Genomic DNA, 23,804 nt, shown 5'->3' with positions numbered 1-23,804 from the left:
CTGTAGCGTGTTATAAAATTGTCACGGATTGTCGTGGATTGTGTTTAAGATAACAACCCGCAGTGTGGCGGTAACCGGCACTGGATCGCTTCAGGCAGCACGGAAAAGGTGAATTGCTGACCAGTCAGCGGTTCGCCGTCGAGATTAAACACCATCTCATGTGCCGCGCTGATGGTGATCCGTGTGCTGCGCTTCATGATGACGCCTTCCGCCTCACCCTCATTAAAGAGGCTGTTCCAGAGTGAGCGCGGCCAGTTGCGTTCCGGCAGAATACTCAGGTTGAGCAGACCGTCATTGATCCGCGCATCCGGGCACAGTTTATGTCCGCCGCCCGCCTGGCAGCCGTTGCCGACACCAATCACCAGCGCGTCATCCTGCCAGTGGAAATCATCACAGCTGATAGTACAGTGATCCGCTTTCAGCAAATCGCTGCGTGTCAGGCCGTGGAGAAAATAGGCGGCACCGCCGAAGGTGCTTTTCAGGGCTTCCGGGGTATCTGTGGTGATTTTCGGGCCGAATCCGCCCGTAGCCATATTGATAAAATAATGAGATTCATTGATACAGCCGATATCAATGGCGACCGGACTGCCTTTGGCGGCCAGAAGCAGGGCTTTGGTTTTATCCGCCGGTATTCCGGCTGCGGTGGCAAAATCATTGGCGGTGCCGAGCGGCAGAATGCCGAGAACCGGGCGTTTTTCAGCCGGATAAGTCATCAGGGCACTGCATACGGCATTAATCGTGCCGTCGCCTCCGGCTGCAATCACGGTTGCCGCTTTCAGCTGACGGGCTTCGCGGACAAAACGGGGAATATCCTCCGGCTCCCACGTCACCCGCACCTGAATGTCCTCACCGCTTTCCCGCAGGTGCCGGACAGCCTGACGAATACCGTCATCACCGGCACGTTTTCCGTTAAGAACCACTATATGCGTTTCCGCCATATCAGACTCCGTGTTCAGATTACGTCTTTTAAAGATAACAAACACGGACAGTTTATGCCGGGAAAAATGGGCGGAGAAAAAAGAGAAGGGCACAAAAAGAAAAGGTTGGCTCAAGGGAGATTGAGCCAACCAAGGAGGTGGTTCCTGGTATTACATGTTGCGTTTTAGTTCTTCATTTTCCTGTCCGATACTACGAAATAACTAACGTGATTGTTGTGATCGGATTCGAAAATTCAGAATTTTACCCGTTGGTGGCCGCAGCGTCGGTAAATTCCGGCATATGCGGATTACGGGTGCTGGTGCCCGGTAAGTTACGGATCAGCAATGCAAATTCCAGGTTTACATCATCCGGTACCGGCAGATAAACAATATGACCGTTACCCGGCGCGACTTCGGTGGCTTCCCCTTTGCGGTTATTCATGGCATCGAGGGTAAAGCTGATATTGCCGTTAGGCGTCATCAGTTCCAGGCTGTCGCCGACGGAGAATTTGTTTTTCACATCCACTTCAGCCAGGCCGTTCACGCGGTTGCCGGTAAACTCACCGACAAACTGCTGGGAATCAGAAACGGAATAACCGTACTCATACGTCTGATAAGAGTCATGGGTATGGCGGCGCAGGAATCCTTCGGTATAACCGCGGTGTGCCAGGCCTTCCAGCGTGGTCAGCAGCGACGGGTCAAACGGTTTTCCGGCAACAGCATCATCAATAGCACGGCGGTAAACCTGTGCGGTACGGGCGCAGTAATAGAAGGATTTGGTACGGCCCTCGATTTTCAGGGAGTGAACACCCATCTGCGTCAGTTTTTCGACGTGCTCGATAGCCCGCAGATCTTTGGAGTTCATAATATAAGTACCGTGTTCATCTTCGAACGCGGTCATATATTCGCCCGGACGCTGTGCTTCCTCAATCAGGAATACTTTGTCTGTCGGGGCACCGGCACCGAGGGTCGGCTCAATGTTTTTCACCGGAATCGGTTCCTGCTTGTGGACGATATTACCGACCACATCCTCTTTGCCTTCCTCGACTTTATATTCCCAGCGGCAGGCATTGGTGCAGGTACCCTGGTTCGGGTCACGTTTGTTGATATAACCGGAGAGCAGGCAACGGCCGGAGTAGGCCATGCACAGTGCACCGTGAACAAACACTTCCAGCTCAATTTCCGGTACATTTTTGCGGATATCGGCGATTTCTTCGAGTGACAGTTCACGGGAGAGGATCACACGGGTCAGGCCCATCTGATGCCAGAATTTAACGGTTGCCCAGTTCACGGCATTGGCCTGAACGGATAAATGGATATCCATCTGCGGGAAATGCTCGCGCACCATCATGATCAGGCCGGGGTCAGACATAATCAGTGCGTCCGGACCCATGGCAATCACCGGCTCCAGGTCACGGATAAAGGTTTTCAGTTTGGCGTTATGCGGGGCGATATTGACCACGACATAGAATTTCTTGCCCAGTTCGTGGGCTTCCTGAATGCCTTTGGCGAGGTTTTCATGGTTAAATTCGTTGTTACGGACACGCAGGCTGTAACGTGGCTGTCCGGCATAGACCGCATCCGCACCATAGGCGAACGCATAGCGCATATTCTTCAGCGAGCCCGCCGGAGAGAGTAATTCGGGTGTAAACATAATGTATTCCGATCTGAGTTCAAGTCAGAACCTTCCCCGGAGGGGGAGGCGTAATCAAGGCGTTGGATTCTAGCGCGTCATCCGCCCGGTATCAAATGAATTACTGAAAATGGCATGAATATCGGATAACGATTTGATATAGTTTCGTTAAATTCAGTTGCGCGGCGGATAATTTCTGCCGCACTATCATTTACTATAGCCTGTTACAGCGTGGATACATGGAAAAACGTCATATTGCAGTCTGGATCGGTTTGGTTCTTAACCTGATTTTCCTGGGGATTATCTCCTATATTCCGTCGGCACTTGAGCCGTACCGGGATCAACTGGATTATCAGATGCAGCAGATGATTGAAGTCTTACCGTACGTGAAAATTCTGATGACCGGCGGGATGGCCGCACAGCTGGCCAGTCTGGCATTCTTGCGTAACCAGCCGAAACTGGGCCTGGTTCTCGCCATGATCGGCGGTATTATTTTTATTCCGCTGGGCTTTGTCTTTATCGTCGGTTACCTCTACGACTACAACCGCGTGGTCTACCGGTCACTGAAAACAGTACCGAAACTGGCACAACTGCCGTTTGAGGTCCTGCTGAAATTCAATAAACAGCGCCAGATCAGCATGGCGGTGCTGTACGGAATTCTCGGCGTGGCACTGCTGGTGTTCGGGATGGATATCGGCGGCATTATGGTCGCGGTGGCGATTGTGCTGGTGATTAACGCGCGGCGTATCCAGTATTATCCGATGCTGGCGATTGCCGGTGATAACCTGTTGTTTACCCCGGGACAGTACGCGGTCTGCTATGAAGCACCGCTGAGTGCTTTCACTGTGATAACAGACAACCGCGCTGCGCTGAAACTGCATATCAGAACAGCAGAGCTGGATCGGACATTCCGTATTGCAAAAGCGGATTTATTACAGGATGAACAAAATACGCTTGATAAAATCCTGGCACGGCTGAAGCGTCCGTCCGTTATTCAGTAATCAGAGAAACAACAAACGGCGGATATTCCGCCGTTTTTTATCAGATAATGGTGGCGGCAATAATCTCTGCCGGACCGCCTTCCCAGCGGTAACCCAGCCCGTAGACGGAATGAATAAAATCGCGGTCACCGTCTAATTGTCCGAGCTTGCGGCGCAGATTTTTGATATGGCTGTCAATCGTGCGGTCAGTGACCACGCGGTAATCATCATACAGATTATCCAGCAACTGATTGCGTGACAGTACGGTGCCCGGCTGTGACACCATGGTGCGCAGCAGGCGGAATTCAACCTGAGTGAGATCCAGGCTTTGTGTCCCGAAACGCACCTGATAATTCACCTCATCAATAGTCAGGGTGTCACATTTATCCTCTGAGGTATCGTTACTGCGCTGACAGCGGCGCAGAATGGTTTTGATCCGCGCCACCACCTCACGCGGACTGTAAGGCTTGCAGACATAATCATCCGCACCGATTTCCAGCCCCAGCAGGCGGTCAATCTCTTCGGTTTTGGCCGTGACCATCATCACCGGCACGTCACTGAACTGACGGATTTCACGGCAGAGTGTCAGGCCGTCTTTCTCCGGCAGCATCAGATCCAGCAAAATCAGATCCGGTTTATTTTCCTGCACCCAGGCCGTAACTTCGCCGCCGCGTGCCAGCCAGTGCGTGCGGTAATGGGCGGCGTGCAGGTAATCTGTCAGTAACTGAGCCAGTTTCGGCTCATCTTCCACAATAAGAATCAGTTCAGCATTTTGTTCCATGCAGTCAACTCCTGTCAGTCAGGGCGGGGCAGGATCAGAGTGATGGTCACGCCGCCGAGCGGGGACGCGGATGCACTTATCTGCCCGTGATGCGCTTCCGCGATTTTATCACAAATCGCAAGGCCGAGTCCGGATCCGCCGCTGGCCCGGTTGCGGGAGGATTCGCTGCGGTAGAAACGCTCAAAAATCTGTGAAAATTGTTCTTCAGTCAGCCCCGGTGCACTGTCTGACCAGTCGATGCGGATCTGTGTTTCATCCTGCCGCCCGCGTACCACAATCTGTCCGCCGCTGTCGGTGTAACGCAGGCTGTTTTCCAGAAGATTATGGAACAGCTGGCCGAGCCGCGCATCATCCCCGAAAATCATCAGGGTATCCGGCAGCTCCGTTGTGACGGAGAGACCTTTTTCCTGCAACCGGTGGCGGAATACGCCGATAGACCGGCTGATCACATCGGTCAGGTTGCATAACTCTTTGCGGTAAGAGAGTGAGCCGCGATCGGATAGTGACAGCTGATGCAGGTCACTGACCAGTTTTGTCAGGGTCTGCACTTCAGCAAGCAGAGACGCCAGGGTTTCCGGTGTCGGCTGGCGGATCCCGTCCTGAAGAGCTTCCAGTTCACCCTGTAACACCGCCAGCGGAGTACGCAGTTCGTGTGAGACATCCGCCATATAGTCGCGGCGCATCAGCTCATTTTTCTCCAGCGCGGAAGCGAGCTGATTAAAGTCATTGGCCAGCTGCGCGATTTCATCTTTGCCGTGAACCGGCACGCGGCTGCTGAAATTACCCGCTGCCAGCTGATGTGTGCCTTCTGCCAGCCGTTTGACCGGACGCAGGAAGCCGCGCGTCAGCAGCCAGGTGACTACCAGAGTCACCAGCAGCACCAGCGCCGAGACTATCCAGCTGGTGCGTGCCTGCTGATGTGAAAAGCTCTGGTCGGCGGCACGGTTGATATTGTCATCCGCCGGCATCACCACCCAGCCGACGATATTATCATTGTATTTTACCGGTTTGCGGTAGAGTTCGCCGGGGGGGACCGGGCCGTGCCCGAACAGGCGGCGGTCATCCTCATCCAGCAGCCAGAAACGCATTTTCCAGCCGCGCTCCATATGCTCCATATGGCGGTCGGTATCCAGCGCCCGCAGTGCCTGCATAAAACCGCGCTGATTATTGCGCAGAAAATACCAGCTGCCGTAATCGGCATATTGTTCAGCGACAACATCGGCGATCATCTCCGTCCGGTCTTCGGCGGAGCGCTGAAGATAGCCGAGAAAGCCCTGCTCAAAACTGAAACGGATAGCCAGATGCATGGTCAGCACCACCAGCATACAGGTGGCAAAAATGGCGAGAAACAGTTTGTGACCTATTCCGGTTTTCATGCATTTCCCTCCGTACTGATAACGGATTGCCCGGCGGATTCTCCGGTTTTTTTGCGGCGCAGCCGGTCAAAGAACAGGTAAATCACCGGCGTGGTATAGAGTGTCAGGATCTGACTGACCAGCAACCCGCCGACCACGGTTATCCCGAGCGGCTGGCGCAGTTCCGCACCGTCTCCGCTGCCGAGCGCCAGCGGCAGCGCACCGAACAGGGCGGCCAGCGTGGTCATCAGGATCGGACGGAAGCGCAGAAGGCAGGCCTGGAAAATCGCATCCCGCGCACTTTGCCCGCCGCGCTGGGCGGCAATGGCGAAGTCCACCATAATAATGGCGTTTTTCTTCACGATCCCTATCAGCAGCATAATTCCTATCAGGGCGATCAGACTGAACGGCGTGTCAAAGAAGCGCAGCGCCAGCAATGCGCCGACCCCCGCTGAGGGCAGGGTGGATAAGATGGTCAGCGGATGAATAAAGCTCTCATACAGCATGCCGAGCACCAGATACACCGTGATAATGGCGGCGATAATCAGCAGCACCTGGGACTGTAATGTCTCCTGGAACAGCTGCGCGGTTCCGGCAAAGGTACCGCGCACCCCGGACGGCACACCCAGCTCCACCATAGTGCGTTCGACCGCCGCCACTGCGTCTGACAGGGAATAGCCTTCCGCCACGTTAAAGCCGATCGTCGAGGCCGCTGACAATCCCTGATGGTTAACACTCAGCGGCGCATTCGCCGGACGCCATTGTGCGAAATACGCCAGCGGAACCGGTTGTCCCTCTTTATTGATGACAAACATTTTATCCAGCGCGCTGACATCCTGGGTATATTGCGGCGCGACTTCCATCACCACTTTATACTGGTTCAGCGGCTCATAAATGGTGGAGATCTGCCGCTGACCGAAGGCGTTATTCAGCAGGTTATTGGCATCATTAACACTGATGCCGAGCTGCGCCATCACATCACGGTCATAGGTCAGCGCCATCTCCGCGCCTTTATCTTCTTTATCTGAGTTTACATCGGTCAGCTGCGGCAGTTCGCCGAGCGCCTTGCGGATTTTCGGCTCCCATTCACGCAGCAGGGATAAATCATCCGCCAGCAGGGAGTACTGATAACTGGAGTTAGACTCTCGGCCACCCACGCGCACATCCTGCACCGGGATCAGAAACAGATTGGCACCCGGTTCATCCGCGAGAGTGACGCGCAGCCTGTTAATGACATCCTGGGCGCTGTCTGTCCGCTCATCCAGCGGATTGAGCGAGATAAACATAAATCCGCTGTTCACCCGTCCGCCGCCGGTAAAACCGGTGACACTGGCGACATCTTTATCACTGTGAATGCGCTGCATAAAGGTGCGCATTTTCTGCTCCATCGACTGGAACGAAATGCTCTGATCAGCGCGGACAAAGCCCAGCAGCCGCCCGGTATCCTGATCCGGGAAAAAGGTTTTCGGCACAGAAATATAAAGCCAGACCGCGAGAGCAATGGTGCCGGTGAAAATCAGCAGCACCCAGCGGCTGTGTGCCAGCACCACGGTCAGGCTGCGCCCGTACCATTGCTGGATGCGGAACAGGATCCGGCCTGCACCACGTTTACGCTCCCGTGCCGGTGCTGCGCGGTTTTTCAGCAGATGAGCACAAAGCATCGGGGTGAGTGTCAGCGAGATCACCAGTGAGATAGCAATGGCGGTGGTCAGGGTGATGGCAAATTCGCGGAACAGCCGCCCGACGAGGCCATCCATCAGCAGCAGCGGAATAAACACCGCCACCAGCGAGATACTCATGGAAAGCACGGTAAACCCGACTTCGCTGACCCCCTTGAGCGCCGCTTCTTTCGGTTTCAGGCCGTTTTCAATATGACGGGCGATATTCTCCAGCACCACAATCGCATCATCCACCACAAAGCCGGTAGCGACGGTCAGGGCCATCAGTGACAGGTTATTGAGGCTGAACCCGCACAGATACATGGCACTAAAGGTGCCGATAAGAGAAACCGGCACGGCCAGCGCCGGGATAATAGTGGCGCGTCCGGAACGCAGAAACAGGAACACCACCAGGATCACCAGCCCCACCGCAATGGTCAGTGCGCGTTCCACTTCGGTCAGTGAGGCGCGGATGGTGGGTGTGCGATCCTGGGCAACCTGCAGATCCACACTGGCGGGAATGGTATCCTGCAATACCGGCAGTTGTTCGCGGATACGGGCCACGGTGGCGATAATATTGGCACCGGCTTCACGGCGGATCACCAGCAAGATAGCGGGCTTGCCGTTGCTCATCCCGGCGGCGCGGACGTTTTGTACCGAGTCTTTCACGGTGGCGACATCGGCCAGCCGTACCGCCGCGCCGTCATTGTAATGCACAATCAGCGGACGATAATCCTCCGCCGTTTTCAGTTCACTGTTACTGTCAATCTGCCAGCGGCGTTCATTGTCAGATACCGAGCCCTGCGGACGCAGCACATTGGCATCGCTGATTGCTTTGCGCACACTGTCGAGGGAAACCCCCTGGTTAAACAGCTGTGACGGATTAAGCTCCACCCGCACGGCAGGCAGCGAGCCGCCGCCGACCGAAACCTCACTCACGCCCTCAATCTGTGACAGGCGCTGTGCCAGCCGGGTGGAGGCGATATCATAGAGTTTGCCGGTATCGAGGGTGTCCGATGTCAGCGTCAGTATCATAATCGGCGCATCGGACGGGTTGGATTTATAGTAACGCGGCCGCGACGGCATCCCGGACGGCAGCAGGTTCTGCGCGGCATTGAGAGCCGCCTGCACATCGCGGGCGGCGCCGTTGATGTCGCGGTTAAGCTCAAATTCCAGGGTAATACTGGTACTGCCGAGGGAACTGGAGGAGGTCATTTCCGATACCCCGGCTATCTGCCCGAGCGAGCGTTCCAGCGGTGTGGCGACAGACGATGCCATCGTTTCCGGCGAGGCACCCGGCAGTGATGCCGTGATATTAATCACCGGATAATCCACCTGCGGCAACGGTGCCACCGGCAGGAACAGGAAGCTGATCGCCCCGCACAGAGTGATGGCGAGGCTTATCAGCGTCGTGGCTACCGGACGGGCGATAAACAGGGCGAACAGCCTCATGATGAGGCTCCCGTGTTGTCACTTTCCGGGGTAAACCGGGCGTTATCGCGCCAGTGAGACAGGCGGTCAAACAGCAGGTAAATCACCGGGGTGGTAAAGAGGGTCAGGATCTGGCTCATAATCAGCCCGCCGACCATACAGACCCCCAGCGGCTGACGCAGCTCGGCACCGACCCCGGTACTGAGCATCAGCGGTACTGCACCGAACAGCGCGGCCATGGTGGTCATCAGGATCGGGCGGAAACGCAGAAGACATGCCTGATAAATCGCATCATACGGTGACAGCCCCTGTTCGCGCTCTGCCGCAAGGGCGAAGTCAATCATCATAATGGCGTTTTTCTTCACAATCCCGATCAGCAGAATAATACCGATAATCGCGATCACATCCAGCTCATTACCCGCCATAATCAGTGCCAGCAGGGCACCGACCCCGGCGGTGGGCAGGGTGGAGAGGATAGTAATCGGGTGAATAAAACTCTCATACAGAATGCCGAGCACAATATACATTGCCACGACAGCGGCAAGGATCAGCCACAAGGTATTGGACAGGGCATTTTCAAAGGCGAGGGTCGCCCCCTGGAATTGTGTGGTGATATCTTTCGGCAGGCCGATACGCTGCTCCGCTGATTTCACCGCATTCACAGCCGCTTCCAGTGAACCGCCCGCCGGGATATTAAAGGAGAAGGTGGCGGACGGGAACTGAGCCAGATGATTGATCGCCAGCGGCCCGAAGCGCTGCGAGACAGTGGCAAAGGCTGACAACGGCACGGAGTTGCCGTCTTTATTGGTCAGGCGGATGCTGCTGAGGGCATCTGCGCCCGGTGTCAGCGCGGTGTTATTTTCCAGCACCACGCGGTACTGACTGGCCTGGGTATAAATCGTGGAGATCAGCCGCTGACCGAACGCATTGTACAGCGCGTTATCAATATTGGTCATGGTCAGCCCCAGCCGTGACGCGGTGTCACGGTCAATATCGATATAGGCAACCAGTCCTTTGTTCTGCCAGTCATTGCCGGTGTCAGTCAGGGCATCACTGCTCTCTAATTCTGTCATCAGACGCGGCACCCACAGATCCAGCTCCTCCAGGGAATTCGCCTGTAAGGTAAACTGATACTGCGTGCGGGAGGTCTGGGTATCGATAGTCAGATCCTGAGACGGCTGGAGATACAGTTTCACGCCGGGCAGGGAATCAGCTTTCTCCTGTAACCGCGTGATGATAGCTTCCGCGCGGTCAGCCCGCTCAGACAGCGGTTTCAGGGTGATTTGCAGGCGTCCGGTGTTCAGTGTGGCATTGCTGCCGTCGATACCGGCAAAGGCGGCGATATTGGCGACCGCGGGGTCATCCGCCAGCAGACGGCTGACCGCCTGCTGTTTCTCACTCATGGCCTGAAACGACACAGACTGCGGCGCTTCCAGCGTGCCCTGAATCAGTCCGTTATCCTGGATCGGGAAAAAGCCTTTCGGAATAAACAGATAGAGCATGACGGTGATCGCCATGGTACTGAACGCAACCCCGAGTGTCAGCCACTGATGGCGCAGCACCCATGTCAGCCAGCGGCCGTAACCGGCAATCACCCGCTCAAAAAAGCGTTCAGTGGCGCGGTTAAAGCGGTTATGACGGTGAGCGGATTCAGGTTTCAGGAACCGGGCGCACATCATCGGTGTCAGTGTCAGTGACACCACACCGGAAATCAGGATCGCCACCGCAAGGGTGATGGCAAACTCACGGAACAGGCGGCCGACGATATCCCCCATAAATAACAGAGGGATTAATACGGCAATCAGCGAGAAGGTCAGTGAGATAATGGTAAAGCCAATCTCACCGGCACCTTTCAGGGCAGCGGTCAGCGGCTTGTCGCCTTTTTCCAGATAGCGGGCGATGTTTTCCACCACCACAATTGCATCATCCACCACAAACCCGGTGGCGATAGTCAGTGCCATCAGTGTCAGGTTATTGACGGAAAAGCCGCAGAAATACATCACCGCGAACGTACCGACCAGCGAGAGCGGTACTGCCACTCCCGGGATCAGGGTCGCGGCCATATTGCGCAGGAACAGATACATCACCATGATCACCAGCGCAATCGCCAGGAACAGTTCAAACTGCACATCTTTGACCGAGGCGCGGATAGCATCTGTCCGGTCAGTCAGAACCGTTACGGTGACGGATTCCGGCAGGGTTTCCACCAGCTCCGGGATCAGAGCACGGATGGTATCGGTGGTGGAAATCACGTTTGCGCCGGGCTGGCGCTGCACATTAATGACAATGGCCTGTTTATCATTAACCCAGGCACCCAGCTGAGTGTTTTCCGGTCCTTCCTGTACGGTTGCCACATCCCGCAAACGGATCGGGGCATTGTTTTTGTAGCTGACAATCAGGTTCTGATAATCTTCCGCCGATTTCATCTGGTCGTTAGCGGACAGCGTTACCGAACGCGCCGGGCCGTCGAGGCTCCCTTTGGCGGAGTTGACGTTGGCGTTGTTAATTGCGGTGCGGATAGTTTCGCTGTCCAGCCCGTAAGCGGCGACAGCATTGGCATTTAACTGCACCCGCACGGCAGGGCGCTGGCCGCCCGCGAGTGTTACCAGCCCGACCCCTTCCACCTGGGAGATTTTTTGGGCGATGCGGTTCTCCACCATATCCTGTAACCGCGTCATCGGCATGGCATCGGAAGTAACGGCAAGGGTCAGTACCGGCGGATCCGCCGGGTTCACTTTGCTGTAAATCGGCGGATAAGGCAGATCATTCGGCAGCAGATTGGTTGCCGCGTTGATGGATGCCTGCACTTCCTGCACCGCCACATCAAGCGGCAGGGAGAGCTGGAACATCAGGGTAATAACAGAGGCGCCGCCCGAGCTTTGCGACGACATCTGTTTCAGTCCGGACATCTGCCCGAACTGGCGCTCCAGCGGCGCGGTCACGGCGGAGGTCATCACATCCGGACTGGCACCGGGATAGAGTGTCACCACGCGGATAGTCGGGTAATCCACTTCCGGCAGCGATGAAACCGGCAGCATACGGTAGCCGACAATCCCCGCCAGCAGGATCGCCAGCATAAACAGGCTGGTGGCGACCGGACGCAGAATAAACAGGCGGGACGGGCCGCCGGCACGGGTTTCAGGATTGTTTCCGGACATCAGGCCTTATCTCCGGCTGCGGCTTTTTTCTCACCGGACACCACTTCCACCTGCGCGCCGTCAGTCAGACGGTCGATTCCGTCTGTCACCAGGGTATCACCGGCGCTGACGCCGCTTTTGATCACCACGCGTTCCGGGGTCTGTAATTCCACATCCACAATCTGTTTGCGGACTTTATTTTCGGCTTCCAGCAGCCAGACATAATTGCCTTCCGTTCCCATCTGCAGTGCAGCATTCGGGATCACCACCGCATTCTCCAGCTGGCCGACCTGCAGCAGCACATTGACAAACTGGTTCGGGAACAGCAGGTCATCATCATTGGTAAACCGTGCTTTGGCTTTTACTGTGCCGGTGGCGGCATCTATCTGGTTATCCAGGGTCAGCAGTTTGCCCTGAGCCAGGCGGATGCTGTTATCTTTGCTCAGCGCGGTGACCGTGAGTTCGGGCATAGTGCGCTGCGCCATGCGGATCAGCGGAATATCATTTTCCGGAACGGTAAACAGTACATCGGCAGGTGCGGTCTGGTTGATCACCACCAGCGGCATGGCAGTTCCGGCGGTAATAAAGTTGCCGGTATCCACCTGACGCAGACCCATTTTTCCGCTGATAGGCGCGGTGATGCGGCTGTAGGTCAGTTGCAGTTTCGCGCTGTCGATAGCGGCCTGATCCACCTTAATACCGGCTTCCGCCGATTTGACGGTTGCCTGCTGGGTATCCAGCTCCTGTTGCGAAATCACATTAGTGGCCGCGAGTTTCTGATAGCGGCTCAGGTCACGGCGGGCATTGGCGAGCGTAGCCTGATCTTTGGCGAGCTGTCCCTGAGCCTGGGCCAGTTGGATCTCAAACGGACGCGGGTCGATAGTGAACAGCAAATCACCGGCATTCACTTTCTGACCTTCCTCAAAATGGATTTGCATCAGTTGCCCTTCCACGCGGCTGGTCACCGTCACAGAATTTGCAGCCTGCACAGTACCGAGAGCTGACAAGGTACGGGGAATGGTCTCCGAAACGGCTTTGGCTACCTGCACCGGTGCCAGCGGCAGGCGGCCCGGACGGTTGCTGTTTTTGCCTGCGGAAGCTCCCGGCTTTCCGGCAGCAGGCGGGGTGGCTGGTGCCGCAGAGTGAAAGTAATGATAGGTGCCGTAACCGGCTGCGCCCAGAAGGAGAACGGCAATCGTAATGCCTGTGCGTTTCTTTCTCTTTTGTACATTATTCATTATGGGATTACTCATCATTCCTTTTTACCCGGTACTGCCGGGGTACGCGTAAGGGCACAAAACAGCCTGAAATATGATGGGGATAGTGTACCGGTAAATCTGATCGTAAAAATGGAAGAATTGTGAAAATAACGTTGATACAGGTAAATATACGTGGTTTCAGCGGAGTCTGCCTTTATGTCAGCCACTTTATCATCCCTTAAGGAAATATTACCGGTGCGGTTTACTCAGTTTATGATGTGCAGTAATATTACGCATTCTTAACAAGCTGATAATACACACTATAATGATGAAAAACAGACTTATTCTTGTCTCTGCACTGCTGCTGTCCGGTTGTTCTTCTGTCTGGGTGGAAGTTCCGGGCGGCTCTGAATACACACGGGCAGAGGCAAATGCTTTCTGTGAACCGGAATCACATAAGCTTTATCCGGTCAAAAATGAAGTTGCCCAGCGCAGTGTGATGCGGGATGTGGAGAAACGCTGCAAAAAAGACGATGACTGCGGTAACAGCAAAACCTACAAAGAGCAGACACCGGTAACGGAAAGTTATGTGATGGATGTGAATGAAGACAGCCGCAACCGCTATTTCTACAACTGCATGAAAACAAAAGGCTGGGATCGGGAAGACCGCTGGATGTGGGAATAAACAGGGATTTCAGGGCAGATATTGCACTGCCCTGACCAGATATCACTGCTTATTTCTGTGATTTTTGCGCAAATTCCTGTTTGGCTTTCGCTAACTGCGCCTGAAATGCCGGATCGGAATGTAATGTCGCGACAGCGGCTGAACCGACAATCCGCGCGGCATCCACATCACTCTGCCAGTGATAGCCGCAAATCACCCGGCTCTGACCGAGCTGATAACCCCGTTCCAGAATCGCATCCTGATTTGCCGGGTTCACTTCCGCCAGCACTAATGCCGTTGCCCAGCCGATAGACGTATGACCGGACGGGTAAGATCCGTTGGTGGAGAGTTTTTTCTGATCTTTGGTATTACAGGTTTCTGTGCCGTAAAACGCAAACGGCCGGATGCGCATGTAATGTTCTTTAGCGGAGCGGGTGGCCAGATCACCGGCATCCTCAATCATGTTGGTCAGCAGTTTATACAGCTCCGGAGAGTCTTTTTCGGTTATCGGATAGCCGAATGCCCCTGAAAATGCGGTTGCCACCCCCCCTGCGGCCAGGTCAGCATCTGCCTGTGCCTGTTTTCCGCGCTCGGTATTGCGCAGCATACGGCCTTTCTCATACATTGCCTGATCATTTAAAAACTGAATACTGCCGACTTCCGGCGGTGGCGGTAACAGTTTCAGGCTGTCGATAGCCTGTTCATTTTTCAGATAATATAAATCCGGCTTGGTGGTGGCATCGTTGCCTGCCGGGATCGCGGCCAGTGCGGAAAGGGAAAACAGTGAGAACAGACAACCGGCGATAATATTCTTCTTCATGACATCTCCTTATCAGATACAACAGTATTACTCAGAAACCTGTTTGCCAGTGTAGGGCGGAGAGATGCAAATTGATGTTAACTCTTTCAAAAAAGTGTGACGAAACAGACGGAAGACAGGTAAGTATTTTTGATGATGATTTTCAGATAATTTGACAGAAACAGCATGGCTTTTGTTAACGAACGGATAAATAAGACCTGACCGATAGTATTGAAAAAGATAACACACAGATATTATAAGAAAATATAAAGCATTGGGTTTTGTTTTTGCCAGCATATTCTTAACAATTAAAATGAATGAAATTTTCCGGAATTCACTGTCACTGAATGTTGCCGCTACCGCTTTGCGTATCACTGCGTATACTCACAATGAGTAAGATTCTCATTCAACAGGGGTATATTATGACAGGTCTAATCAACAGGCTGTTATCACACGACGATGCAGGGAAATTATTACTGCGGCTGGCGGTCGGCGGATTAATGTTGTTTCATGGTATCGGTAAATTACTCACCGGTGCGGCGGGGATAAAAGGGCTGCTGGCCTCTTTCGGGTTACCGGAGTTTATTGCTTACGGTACCTATTTCGGGGAAATTGTCGCGCCGGTCTTTATTATCCTCGGCATTCTGACCCGTCCGTCCGCATTGCTGGTGTCTTTTACCATGGTCGTTGCCTGGCTGATGATCGGGGTAAATAAAACCTTTATGCTGGATCCGACAGGGGCGTGGGCGATTGAAAGCCTGATGTATTTCTTTATCAGCGGTATTGCACTGGCCTTTATCGGCCCGGGTAAATATTCGGTAATGAAAAACCCTGCCTGGCGCTGATTCGGAAGACGGAAAAGAAAAAGGGCGGATAATCATCCGCCCTTGCTGTTTTACCTGTTTCGTTAAGACTGTTGTGCTGCGACAGTTTTCACATTCTGTGCTTTACGCGCTGTCCAGCCTTTGTGTGCCAGCGGTAAGAAACCGATGATAATCGCCAGTACGGACACGCCTGCCACATAATACGCCGGTGCCATTGCACTTTTCTGTAACCAGGCACCGGTCAGCATCGGCGTTAAGCCGCCGAATACCGCGTAAGCCATGTTGTAGGCAAAAGACAAACCAGAGAAACGGATTGCCGGCGGAAATGCCCGCGTACTGATGATTGGTGTGGTGGCAATCGCACCGACAAAAAAGCCCATCACCGCATAGTTAATCACCAGCGAAGCCGCCGCAATATCCGGTGACAGTGCACTGTAGAAGTGGAATGCGGTGATCGCTAATCCGCCCCAGGACAATGCCAGTGTCACACGGCTGCCGATCTTATCTTCCAGCCAGCCCCAGAAAATACAGCCGAGGGTTAAGGTCAGTGTGGCCACGCAGTTTGCCTGTAATGACAATGTGCGATCAATGCCGTACATCTTTTCAACCACAACGGACGGGGTCATCAGGATGATCACCACGATAGCGGTGGATAATGACCAGGTCAGCCCGGCGGTGACAAAACAGGCCATTTTATGGTTTTTCAGAACCGTTTTCACCGGCATCTCTTCGGATAATGTCCGTTTGGCCGCCATCTCTTTAAAGATCGGGGTTTCCTGCAAAAAGCGGCGCAGATACACCGAAATCAGGCCGAACACACCACCGAGGATAAACGGAATACGCCATGCCCATGCAGTCACTTCCGCCGCAGTATAAGAAGCCTGAACGGCGATAGCGACCAGCGAGCCGAGCAAAATACCGCCGGTGATCCCGGAGGTCAGCGTACCGACACCCAGCCCGTAGCGCTGTTGCGGTGTGTGCTCCGCGATAAATACCCATGCGCCGGGCATTTCACCGCCGATAGCCGCACCCTGTAAAATCCGCATCAGCAGTAACAGGACAGGTGCTGCCACACCGATACTTTCATAGGTCGGCAGCATACCGATAACCAGTGTCGGCACCGCCATCAGGAAGATACTCAGGGTAAACATGCGCTTGCGGCCGATAATATCGCCGAAATGCGCCATAATGATCCCGCCGAGCGGGCGCGCCAGGTAACCGGCGGCGAAAATTCCCAGCGTTTTCATTTGGGCGATAAACTCGTTATCACCCGGGAAAAACAGGTGGGTTAGTGTTCCGGTAAAAAAGACAAATATGACAAAATCATAGAATTCAAGCGTGCCGCCGAGGGAGGATAATCCCAGTGTTTTATAATCGTTTTTATTTAATGGCCTTGCCTGAGGCTGACTTAATGGCGATGTATCGGTTGTCATAATTATGTCCTTTTATTTACTCATTTATTCAATGACGGGGGTCGTGTCATTTTTTTTCTCATTTGTGTTTCCCAAAAGAGAGGTGGCGGCAACAGCATCCCAGTTATCACAGGGATAACCGGAAATAAAAAACGGGAATTGTCTGTTACCGGAGGGTATGCTTTGTTATAGCAAGAAGTTCCGTATATTGTAAACAGCATCAGCCAAAACAAGATGAACATTCTTGCTGTATGCCATAAGATGGATTATTGAACTAAATATGATTTGCGTCACGGATAATAACGTTAAGGAATCCGGAATGACAGCATATTATGAAAACCGGAACAGATAATTAGCGGAATAATTAAAGGTTCAGCCCTTATTATTATTTACCAGTAATACGGGTTTATAAAATACGATTAATAGCATTATATGAATAAGGCTTATCAATATACTCACGAATGAACAGCGGTAAATAAATATAAATAAGTGTGAAGGGCATGATGATTATTTCAGAGCAGCAGTACAGAAGTGATCATATTCACCGGATATTGTCAGTCCGGCATCATAATACTCTGTGGCGGGGTGATAACAAGAGGGCTGAAACTCAGCCAAAAGAGACAAAAACGGCCACGGAGAGCAGAAGTAAAACTTCTCTTTCCGTGGCCGCAGAGGACTATCTGAGCAAAAATCAGACCAGGAACAGGGTGGCGAGACCTAAAAAGATGAAAAATCCGCCGGTATCGGTGATGGCGGTGATCATCACACTGGAGCCGAGTGCCGGATCGCGTCCGAGTTTCATCATCGTCAGCGGGATAAGCACACCCATGATGGCGGCCATCAGCAGGTTAAGCACCATAGCCAGCGTCATTACCGCACCCATAGCGATATCGCCGTAGAGCAGGTACGTAACGACCCCCATAATCCCGCCCCAGACCACGCCGTTGATAAAGGCAACGCCCAGCTCACGCAGCAGCAGGAAGGAAAAACTGCCTTTCTGGATCTGGTGAAGCGCCAGAGCGCGGACAATCATGGTGATGGTCTGGTTACCGGTATTACCGCCGATACCGGCAACAATCGGCATCAGGGTCGCGAGTGCAACCAGCTGGGAAATGGTATGCTCAAACACACCAATCACGCGGGAAGCCACAAACGCGGTACAGAGGTTAATCGCCAGCCACGCCCAGCGGTTTTTCACCGCCTGGCCGACCGGGGCAAACACATCCTCTTCCGGACTTAAGCCCCCCATACGACGGATGTTTTCTTCACTTTCTTCATTCAGGTTATCAACGATATCCTCAACGGTGAGCCGTCCGAGCAGCCGCCCGTTATTGTCCACAACCGCGGCGGAAATTAAGTCATAACGTTCGAATGCACCGGAAGCATCTTCGCCTTTTTCATCCGGCAGGAAGGTGACCGGCTCGGTTTTCATCACATCAGAGACCAGTTTGTCCGGCGACTGGGTGAGAATGGTGGTCAGCGGCAGTTCGCCCTGCAAAATATTATTGCTGTCAATAACAAAGATTTTATCGGTGGCTTCCGGGATATTGCTGCGGTAGCGCAGAAAACGCTGAACCGTTTTCAGCGGAACATTGCCGCGCACGGTGACAAACTCAAAGTCCATCATCTGCCCGATACTGTCCGCCGGGTACTGAAGAACGGTGCGGATGCGGTTACGCAGACTTGGTTCCAGATAGGTCAGCAGGCGGCGCATGGTATCGCGCGGCAGGTGCTCGGCGATATACGCCTGCTCATCCACATGCAGGGTGGCAACGGCACGCAGCAGCTCTTTGTCTGACATATCTTTAATCAGACTGTCCCACACGGACACAGAGGCTTCCACCAGCACTTCCCCGCGCTGGTGGTTATCAATCAGATGCCAGAGCGCGAGACGCTCATCATAGGGCAGGGCTTCCAGCATATCCGCAAGGTCAGCGGCGTGGAGGTCAGTCAGCAGATTTTTGACTAACTTCGATTTTGAATGCAGTTCATCATCACTGAGCCTGGCATGTTCATCGGCGGTGCCCAGAATGGTTTCCACAAACTGTGAGTCGTTGAGGAAAAGAGGCAAAACCTGCTGACGAATGTGGGCCAGCCGCTGGGAGTGCGGATTGACCGGTGATGAGTTATCAATGGAGAAACTGTGTTCAGACATGATTTTCCTTTACACATAAAACTTTTAAACAAATAAGACCGGCCGGGGATTCTCTGTCAGACGTCTTCTTCTTTTATACCGAGGTGCCAGCCGGGCACATCATCCCAGTAAGCCTGCTCTTTTTCCAGATCAAGCTGCATTAATGTGTTGATAGTCAGATAGCGGCGCGGAAAAAACAGGGTCCAGTGTCCTTCATTGGTCTCCAGACGCAGTGAGGAGCGTTTGGTGGTGGACTGGCGCTGATTATTCAGTAAGACCGCGAGGCGCAGGATCTGTATCAGGGGGATGACCTGTTTACGTTTAAACAGTGTGAATTTCGGGATATCGTCACTTTTTACCGCTTTGCGGTGGTAACGCACCAGTGTGGCGAGCAGCAGTTGCTGTTCCTGGGTGAATCCCGGTAAATTGGTGTTCTGCAGAATATAGGCCGAATGACGGTGCAGGCCGGAAAGGTTGATGCTCAGCCCGACTTCATGCAGCCAGACCGCCCAGACCAGAATGGCTTCCAGCTGCGGATCAACCAGGGACGGATTCTGCTCCGCCCACTGACGGTACAGGTTTTTCATGGTGGTGAGGACACGCAGTACCTGGGCGTTATCCACGTTATAGTGTTCCACCAGACTTTGTGCGGTTCGCTGGCGGATATCCTGATGACGGAAACGGCCTTCCATCTCATACAGCACCCCTTCACGCAGGGCGCCGGCAGACAGGCGCAGTTCAGTGATTTCCAGCGCGTCAAACAGGCCGCACAGAATTGCCAGGCCCGGCACAAACACTTTTTTGCGGTCGTCAGACAGCCCCGGTAAATTCAGGGCATCAAACCGTTTGTAACGCAGCACTTGTTTGACCAGCATTTCCAGGCGGACAGGGGTGATAATACCGTCCCGCTCCCCCAGTTCACGCAGGATTTCACAGGCCGCTTTGATGGTGCCGGATGCGCCGAGGCATACATCCCAGCCCTGCACACGGAAAGCAATCGCCAGGTTTTCCAGTTTGGAAACGGCCATCAGCCTGGCGCGGTTAAAGTTGGCCTCGGTGATTTTACCGTCCGGAAAAAACTGACGGCTGAAACTGACACAGCCCATACGGCGGCTTTCGATTAAAATCGGTTCAAAACGTTCGCCGATCACCAGCTCTGTTGAACCGCCGCCGATATCAATCACCAGTTTGCGGCCTTTTTCCGGTTGTGTGTGTTCAACACCCATAAAAATCAGGCGTGCTTCTTCGTGACCGGAAATAATTTCAATCGGATAGGGGATAACGGACGCGGCGCGTTCGAGAAACTCGTGCGCATTGACTGCCTCACGCAGACTGTGTGTCCCGACAATCGTGACCTGTGCGGCGGGAAAGCCCTGAAGGCGCTCGGCAAACAGCGCCAGGCAGGCCAACCCGCGCTCCATGGCTTCTTCGCTCAGTTCATTCTGATCATTTAAGCCTTCAGCCAGATACACCCGCTGTTTCAGGCGGCTGAGAACCTGGAGTGCGCCGTTGACAATACGGGCAATCACCATATGAAAGCTGTTCGACCCGAGGTCGATGGCTGCAATTTCCAGCGGACGATCTTTTTCAGTGATCAGTGATAATGGCATGCACGGGCCTTTTAATTATCCGGTTGTTCCAGGGAACGAATATAGTCATAAACTGCCATCTGCGAGCGGACTTTCCGCTTGTTGCCGCGCGGCACATAATGGTTGGACATCTCTTTATCGAGATAACGCGCCTTCTCATTATCACTGAACTGAATATCCAGAATATCGAGCACCCGGCGGCGCAGCACCGGATCCAGCAGGCGAACCGCCACTTCAATCCGGTAATCGATATTGCGGGTCATCCAGTCCGCAGAGGAGAGATAGACTTTTTCGTCCCCTTTGTTGGTGAACACATACACCCGGTCATGCTCCAGGAACCGGTCAACGATACTGGTCACCTGGATATTCTCACTGTACGGCACCTGTCCCGGCACCAGTGCGCACATGCCGCGCACCAGCAGACGGATTTTCACCCCGGCTTCTGAGGCATCATAGAGACGCTCACTCAGCTGCTTATCCACCAGGTTGTTGATTTTCAGTGTAATTCCGGCTTCATAACCGGCCAGTGCATTGGCTATTTCATCATCAATCAGCTGATTCAGCATTGCCCGTGAATTCTGTGGCGACACCATCAGGTTATCAAAGGAAACCGGCCGGTACGGGTTCTCAATAAAGTTGAACACGCGCCGGACTTCATTGGTGATCTCTTCGTTGGCGGTCAGCAGCGAGTAATCCGTGTAGATGCGCGCGGTTTTTTCGTTGAAGTTACCGGTACCGATATGGGCATAACGGCGGATCACATCCCCGTCTTCCAGCCGCGAGATAATAAACAGTTTGGCGTGGATTTTCAGCCCCGGCGCGGAGAAAATAACATGCACTCCGGCAGCGGTCAGGTGTCTCGCCCAGTGAATATTGGCTTCTTCATCAAAACGTGCCTGTAATTCCACCACTACGGTGACTTTTTTACCGTTGTGTGCCGCGTGGATCATGGAATCGATAATGCGGGAGTCCTTGGCGACACGGTAGATATTCATCTTGATGGAAATCACGCTCGGGTCAAAAGAGGCCTGGCGCAGCAGTTCCAGCACATGCTCAAAAGTGTGATACGGGTAATAGAGCAGCACATCCCGTTCGCGGATAGCATCAAACCCGTTGCGGTGATGATCAAACCAGACATGACGCAGACGCGGCAGCGGTTTGTTTAATAAATTCTTATTGCCTTCATTCGGGAAGCGGATGAAGTCCTTGAAATTATGATAGCGACCGCCGGCAATGACGGAATCATCATTGGTCAGGCCGAGTTTTTCACGCAGCAGCGTCACCATTTCATCCGGCATATCGCGCTGATAAACAAAGCGCACCGGCTCAGCGGTCAGACGCTGTTTCAGGGTGGAGGACATCAGCTCCAGCATCCCGGATTCCATTTCGGTGGCGAGGTCATATTCCGCATCGCGCGTCATTTTCATGGAATAGGCATTGAGGGCATCGAAATCGAAGAAGCCCTTGAAGATTTCATCCAGGCAGTAGCGCAGAATATTGTCGATAAGGATCATCGACTGGCGGCGGCGGCCGTTTTCGGTCGGCAGATTAACAAAACGCGGCACTTTATCAGACGGAATTTCCAGCAGCGCATAGCGGGTCTCACGGCCGGATTTGACAATCTCCACCACCAGATAGGTGTAATCGTCTTTGAGGAATTCGACCAGATCGGTGCTGGTCTGGATCATAATCGGCGTGATGTGCTGGCGCAGATGCTGACGGAAATACTGACGCAGCCAGATTTGCTGTTTCGGCGAAATCTGGCGTTCGTTGATCAGGAAAATCTGGTTACGTGCCATTTCCAGCAGCAGGTCGTTATACAGGGTATCAAATGCCTGATCCTGTTTTGCCACTTTGTTTTCAATTTTACGCAGCAGATGGCGCCCGCTGGCGCCGGAACCACGCTGTTCCTCATTAATCAGGATGCGGCGTTTCACATCCGCATAGCGGACTTTATAAAACTCATCCAGGTTATTTGAGTAAATGCCCAGAAAACGCATGCGCTCAATCAGCGGGTTGCGTTTGTCGGCGGCCTCCTGAAGAACCCGCTCGTTGAACGACAGCCAACTGAGTTCTTTTTCCATATAGAGCCTATCTTGGGACATTGTTACTCCGGAGCGGGTTACTCTGAATCAGGGTTGAACACAGCGTACAGTTTACTAAAAAATCGTTACAGGTTCTGCTTTACGCGGGCATTTTTTTCAACGTAGCTTTCCGCATCCGCAGATTTATTTTTCATGACCAGATATTCCGGCTGAAAAATACACATACGGATGGCAGTGCGGTATTCCCCGTTGACGAAAAACTCATCAATTAACTGGCCTTCGGTATGAAAACCGAGCTTTTTATAGATGTGGATCGCTTTTTCGTTTTCGATATCCACAATCAGATACAGTTTATACAGATTGAGGACAGAAAACGCATAATCCATAGCCAGACGGGCAGCGCGGGACGCAAATCCGTGACCCTGATGTGACGGGGCGATAATAATCTGGAATTCAGCGCGGCGGTGTACATGATTGATTTCCACCAGTTCCACCAGCCCGATCTTGGTGCCGTCGCTTTCCACAATGAAGCGGCGTTCTGACTGATCGTGAATATGCTTATCGTATAAATCACTTAATTCAATAAAGGCTTCATACGGCTCCTCAAACCAATAACGCATAATGCTGGCGTTATTATCCATCTGATGAACAAAAGCTAAATCCTCACGCTCAAGCGGGCGCAGTTTTACAGGCGGAACAGCAGTACCACCGGACATAAATCACCTCGATATTGGTTGTATTTTATCAGTCAGTGTAACACATAACAGAAACGGAATTATCCGGGGATCCGCTTTTCCGCGTCACGATGGGCACAACCGTGTAAAATTATGGCAATTACGTGTTATTTGAGTACCGGTCACAGCAGACAGATGATAAAGTATGTGGTAGTACGCATATCATTAATAAATACCGGATATTTCCATGAACCCGACAAAAGTGTGCCGCACCCGTCTTTATACGCTTACCGACCTGCCGAATATCGGCGAGGCGATGGCGGAAGATCTGCGTCTGCTGGGGTATGAGACGCCGCAGGATATTACCGGTTCAGACCCGGTGATTATGTATGAAATGCTCTGCGCGGTAACCGGCGTCCGTCAGGATCTCTGTGTTATTGATGTGTTCTGGTCAGTCACTGATTTTCTTGCAGGACAACCGGCACAGCCGTGGTGGAATTATACCGGACAGCGCAAAGCGTATCTTAATGAGATGGCGAAACTGCGGTAGTTATGAAAAACGCCCGGAAAAA

Annotated in this window: 17 protein-coding genes; 4 read left to right on the top strand and 13 right to left on the bottom strand. The window is 53.2% G+C overall.

Translation table 11 applies throughout. From position 1 onward, the window contains the following. Positions 1-44: 44 nt before the first annotated feature. Positions 45-938 carry a lipid kinase YegS gene (yegS, locus tag X965_RS08310; protein WP_004235229.1) on the bottom strand — a complete coding sequence of 298 codons (894 nt, stop codon included), beginning with the start codon at positions 936-938 and terminating at the stop codon, positions 45-47. A gap of 241 nt (positions 939-1,179) precedes the next feature. Further along, on the bottom strand, positions 1,180-2,571 hold the full coding sequence (gene yegQ, locus X965_RS08305) for a tRNA 5-hydroxyuridine modification protein YegQ (RefSeq protein ID WP_036417738.1): 1,392 nt from the start codon (positions 2,569-2,571) through the stop codon (positions 1,180-1,182). A gap of 218 nt (positions 2,572-2,789) precedes the next feature. Between yegQ and X965_RS08300 the strand changes: the two genes are divergently transcribed. After that, the gene (locus X965_RS08300) at positions 2,790-3,551 is read left to right on the top strand and encodes a hypothetical protein (RefSeq protein ID WP_032098393.1); all 762 of its coding nucleotides are present in this window, start codon (positions 2,790-2,792) and stop codon (positions 3,549-3,551) included. A gap of 40 nt (positions 3,552-3,591) precedes the next feature. On the opposite strand, the gene baeR is transcribed toward X965_RS08300, so the two are convergent. The 5 genes from baeR to X965_RS08275 are packed head-to-tail and all read right to left on the bottom strand — an operon-like array spanning position 3,592 to position 13,130. Further along, a complete protein-coding gene (gene baeR, locus X965_RS08295) occupies positions 3,592-4,311 on the bottom strand; it encodes a two-component system response regulator BaeR (RefSeq protein ID WP_004239907.1) in 720 nt (239 codons plus the stop codon). Positions 4,312-4,325: 14 nt separating this feature from the next. Next, a complete protein-coding gene (gene baeS / locus X965_RS08290; protein ID WP_004235234.1) occupies positions 4,326-5,687 on the bottom strand; it encodes a two-component system sensor histidine kinase BaeS in 1,362 nt (453 codons plus the stop codon). Further along, positions 5,684-8,776 (bottom strand): multidrug efflux RND transporter permease subunit MdtC, encoded by a 3,093-nt coding sequence (mdtC, locus tag X965_RS08285; RefSeq protein ID WP_036417736.1) that lies wholly within the window; start codon positions 8,774-8,776, stop codon positions 5,684-5,686. Before mdtC ends, baeS begins: the two co-directional genes overlap by 4 nt. After that, positions 8,773-11,913: an MdtB/MuxB family multidrug efflux RND transporter permease subunit gene (locus X965_RS08280; protein WP_032098390.1), complete on the bottom strand. Its 3,141-nt coding sequence runs from the start codon at positions 11,911-11,913 to the stop codon at positions 8,773-8,775. The genes mdtC and X965_RS08280 overlap by 4 nt, the downstream gene beginning before the upstream one ends. Next, the gene (locus X965_RS08275) at positions 11,913-13,130 is read right to left on the bottom strand and encodes an MdtA/MuxA family multidrug efflux RND transporter periplasmic adaptor subunit (protein WP_036417734.1); all 1,218 of its coding nucleotides are present in this window, start codon (positions 13,128-13,130) and stop codon (positions 11,913-11,915) included. The genes X965_RS08280 and X965_RS08275 overlap by 1 nt, the downstream gene beginning before the upstream one ends. 286 nt (positions 13,131-13,416) lie before the next feature. Between X965_RS08275 and X965_RS08270 the strand changes: the two genes are divergently transcribed. Next, positions 13,417-13,776, top strand: coding sequence for a hypothetical protein (locus tag X965_RS08270; RefSeq protein WP_004239914.1), 360 nt, complete (start codon positions 13,417-13,419; stop codon positions 13,774-13,776). A gap of 49 nt (positions 13,777-13,825) precedes the next feature. Here X965_RS08270 and phoC read toward each other — a convergent pair whose 3' ends face one another. Beyond that, a complete protein-coding gene (gene phoC / locus X965_RS08265; RefSeq protein ID WP_004235240.1) occupies positions 13,826-14,575 on the bottom strand; it encodes an acid phosphatase PhoC in 750 nt (249 codons plus the stop codon). Positions 14,576-14,976: 401 nt separating this feature from the next. Here phoC and X965_RS08260 point away from each other — a divergent pair, with 401 nt between their 5' ends. Continuing rightward, positions 14,977-15,399 carry a DoxX family protein gene (locus X965_RS08260; RefSeq protein ID WP_004235241.1) on the top strand — a complete coding sequence of 141 codons (423 nt, stop codon included), beginning with the start codon at positions 14,977-14,979 and terminating at the stop codon, positions 15,397-15,399. 62 nt (positions 15,400-15,461) lie between these two features. Here X965_RS08260 and X965_RS08255 read toward each other — a convergent pair whose 3' ends face one another. From X965_RS08255 to speG, 5 genes are all read right to left on the bottom strand, one after another. Continuing rightward, the gene (locus tag X965_RS08255) at positions 15,462-16,811 is read right to left on the bottom strand and encodes an MFS transporter (RefSeq protein ID WP_004235242.1); all 1,350 of its coding nucleotides are present in this window, start codon (positions 16,809-16,811) and stop codon (positions 15,462-15,464) included. Between the two features lie 670 nt (positions 16,812-17,481). Beyond that, the gene (mgtE, locus tag X965_RS08250; RefSeq protein ID WP_004235243.1) at positions 17,482-18,945 is read right to left on the bottom strand and encodes a magnesium transporter; all 1,464 of its coding nucleotides are present in this window, start codon (positions 18,943-18,945) and stop codon (positions 17,482-17,484) included. A gap of 56 nt (positions 18,946-19,001) precedes the next feature. Further along, entirely contained in the window at positions 19,002-20,534 is a 1,533-nt protein-coding gene (ppx, locus tag X965_RS08245) for an exopolyphosphatase (RefSeq protein ID WP_004235245.1), read from the bottom strand. Between the two features lie 11 nt (positions 20,535-20,545). After that, positions 20,546-22,618, bottom strand: coding sequence for a polyphosphate kinase 1 (ppk1, locus tag X965_RS08240; RefSeq protein ID WP_015422771.1), 2,073 nt, complete (start codon positions 22,616-22,618; stop codon positions 20,546-20,548). 65 nt (positions 22,619-22,683) lie between these two features. After that, positions 22,684-23,274 carry a spermidine N1-acetyltransferase gene (gene speG / locus X965_RS08235; protein WP_004235247.1) on the bottom strand — a complete coding sequence of 197 codons (591 nt, stop codon included), beginning with the start codon at positions 23,272-23,274 and terminating at the stop codon, positions 22,684-22,686. A 205-nt stretch (positions 23,275-23,479) separates the two neighbouring features. Here speG and X965_RS08230 point away from each other — a divergent pair, with 205 nt between their 5' ends. Next, positions 23,480-23,782, top strand: coding sequence for a helix-hairpin-helix domain-containing protein (locus X965_RS08230; RefSeq protein WP_004235250.1), 303 nt, complete (start codon positions 23,480-23,482; stop codon positions 23,780-23,782). The last annotated feature ends 22 nt before the right edge of the window (positions 23,783-23,804 follow it).

This window comes from Morganella sp. EGD-HP17 (assembly GCF_000512315.2).
Lineage (GTDB): Bacteria > Pseudomonadota > Gammaproteobacteria > Enterobacterales > Enterobacteriaceae > Morganella > Morganella morganii.
This window is presented reverse-complemented; position numbering and strand designations above follow the sequence as displayed.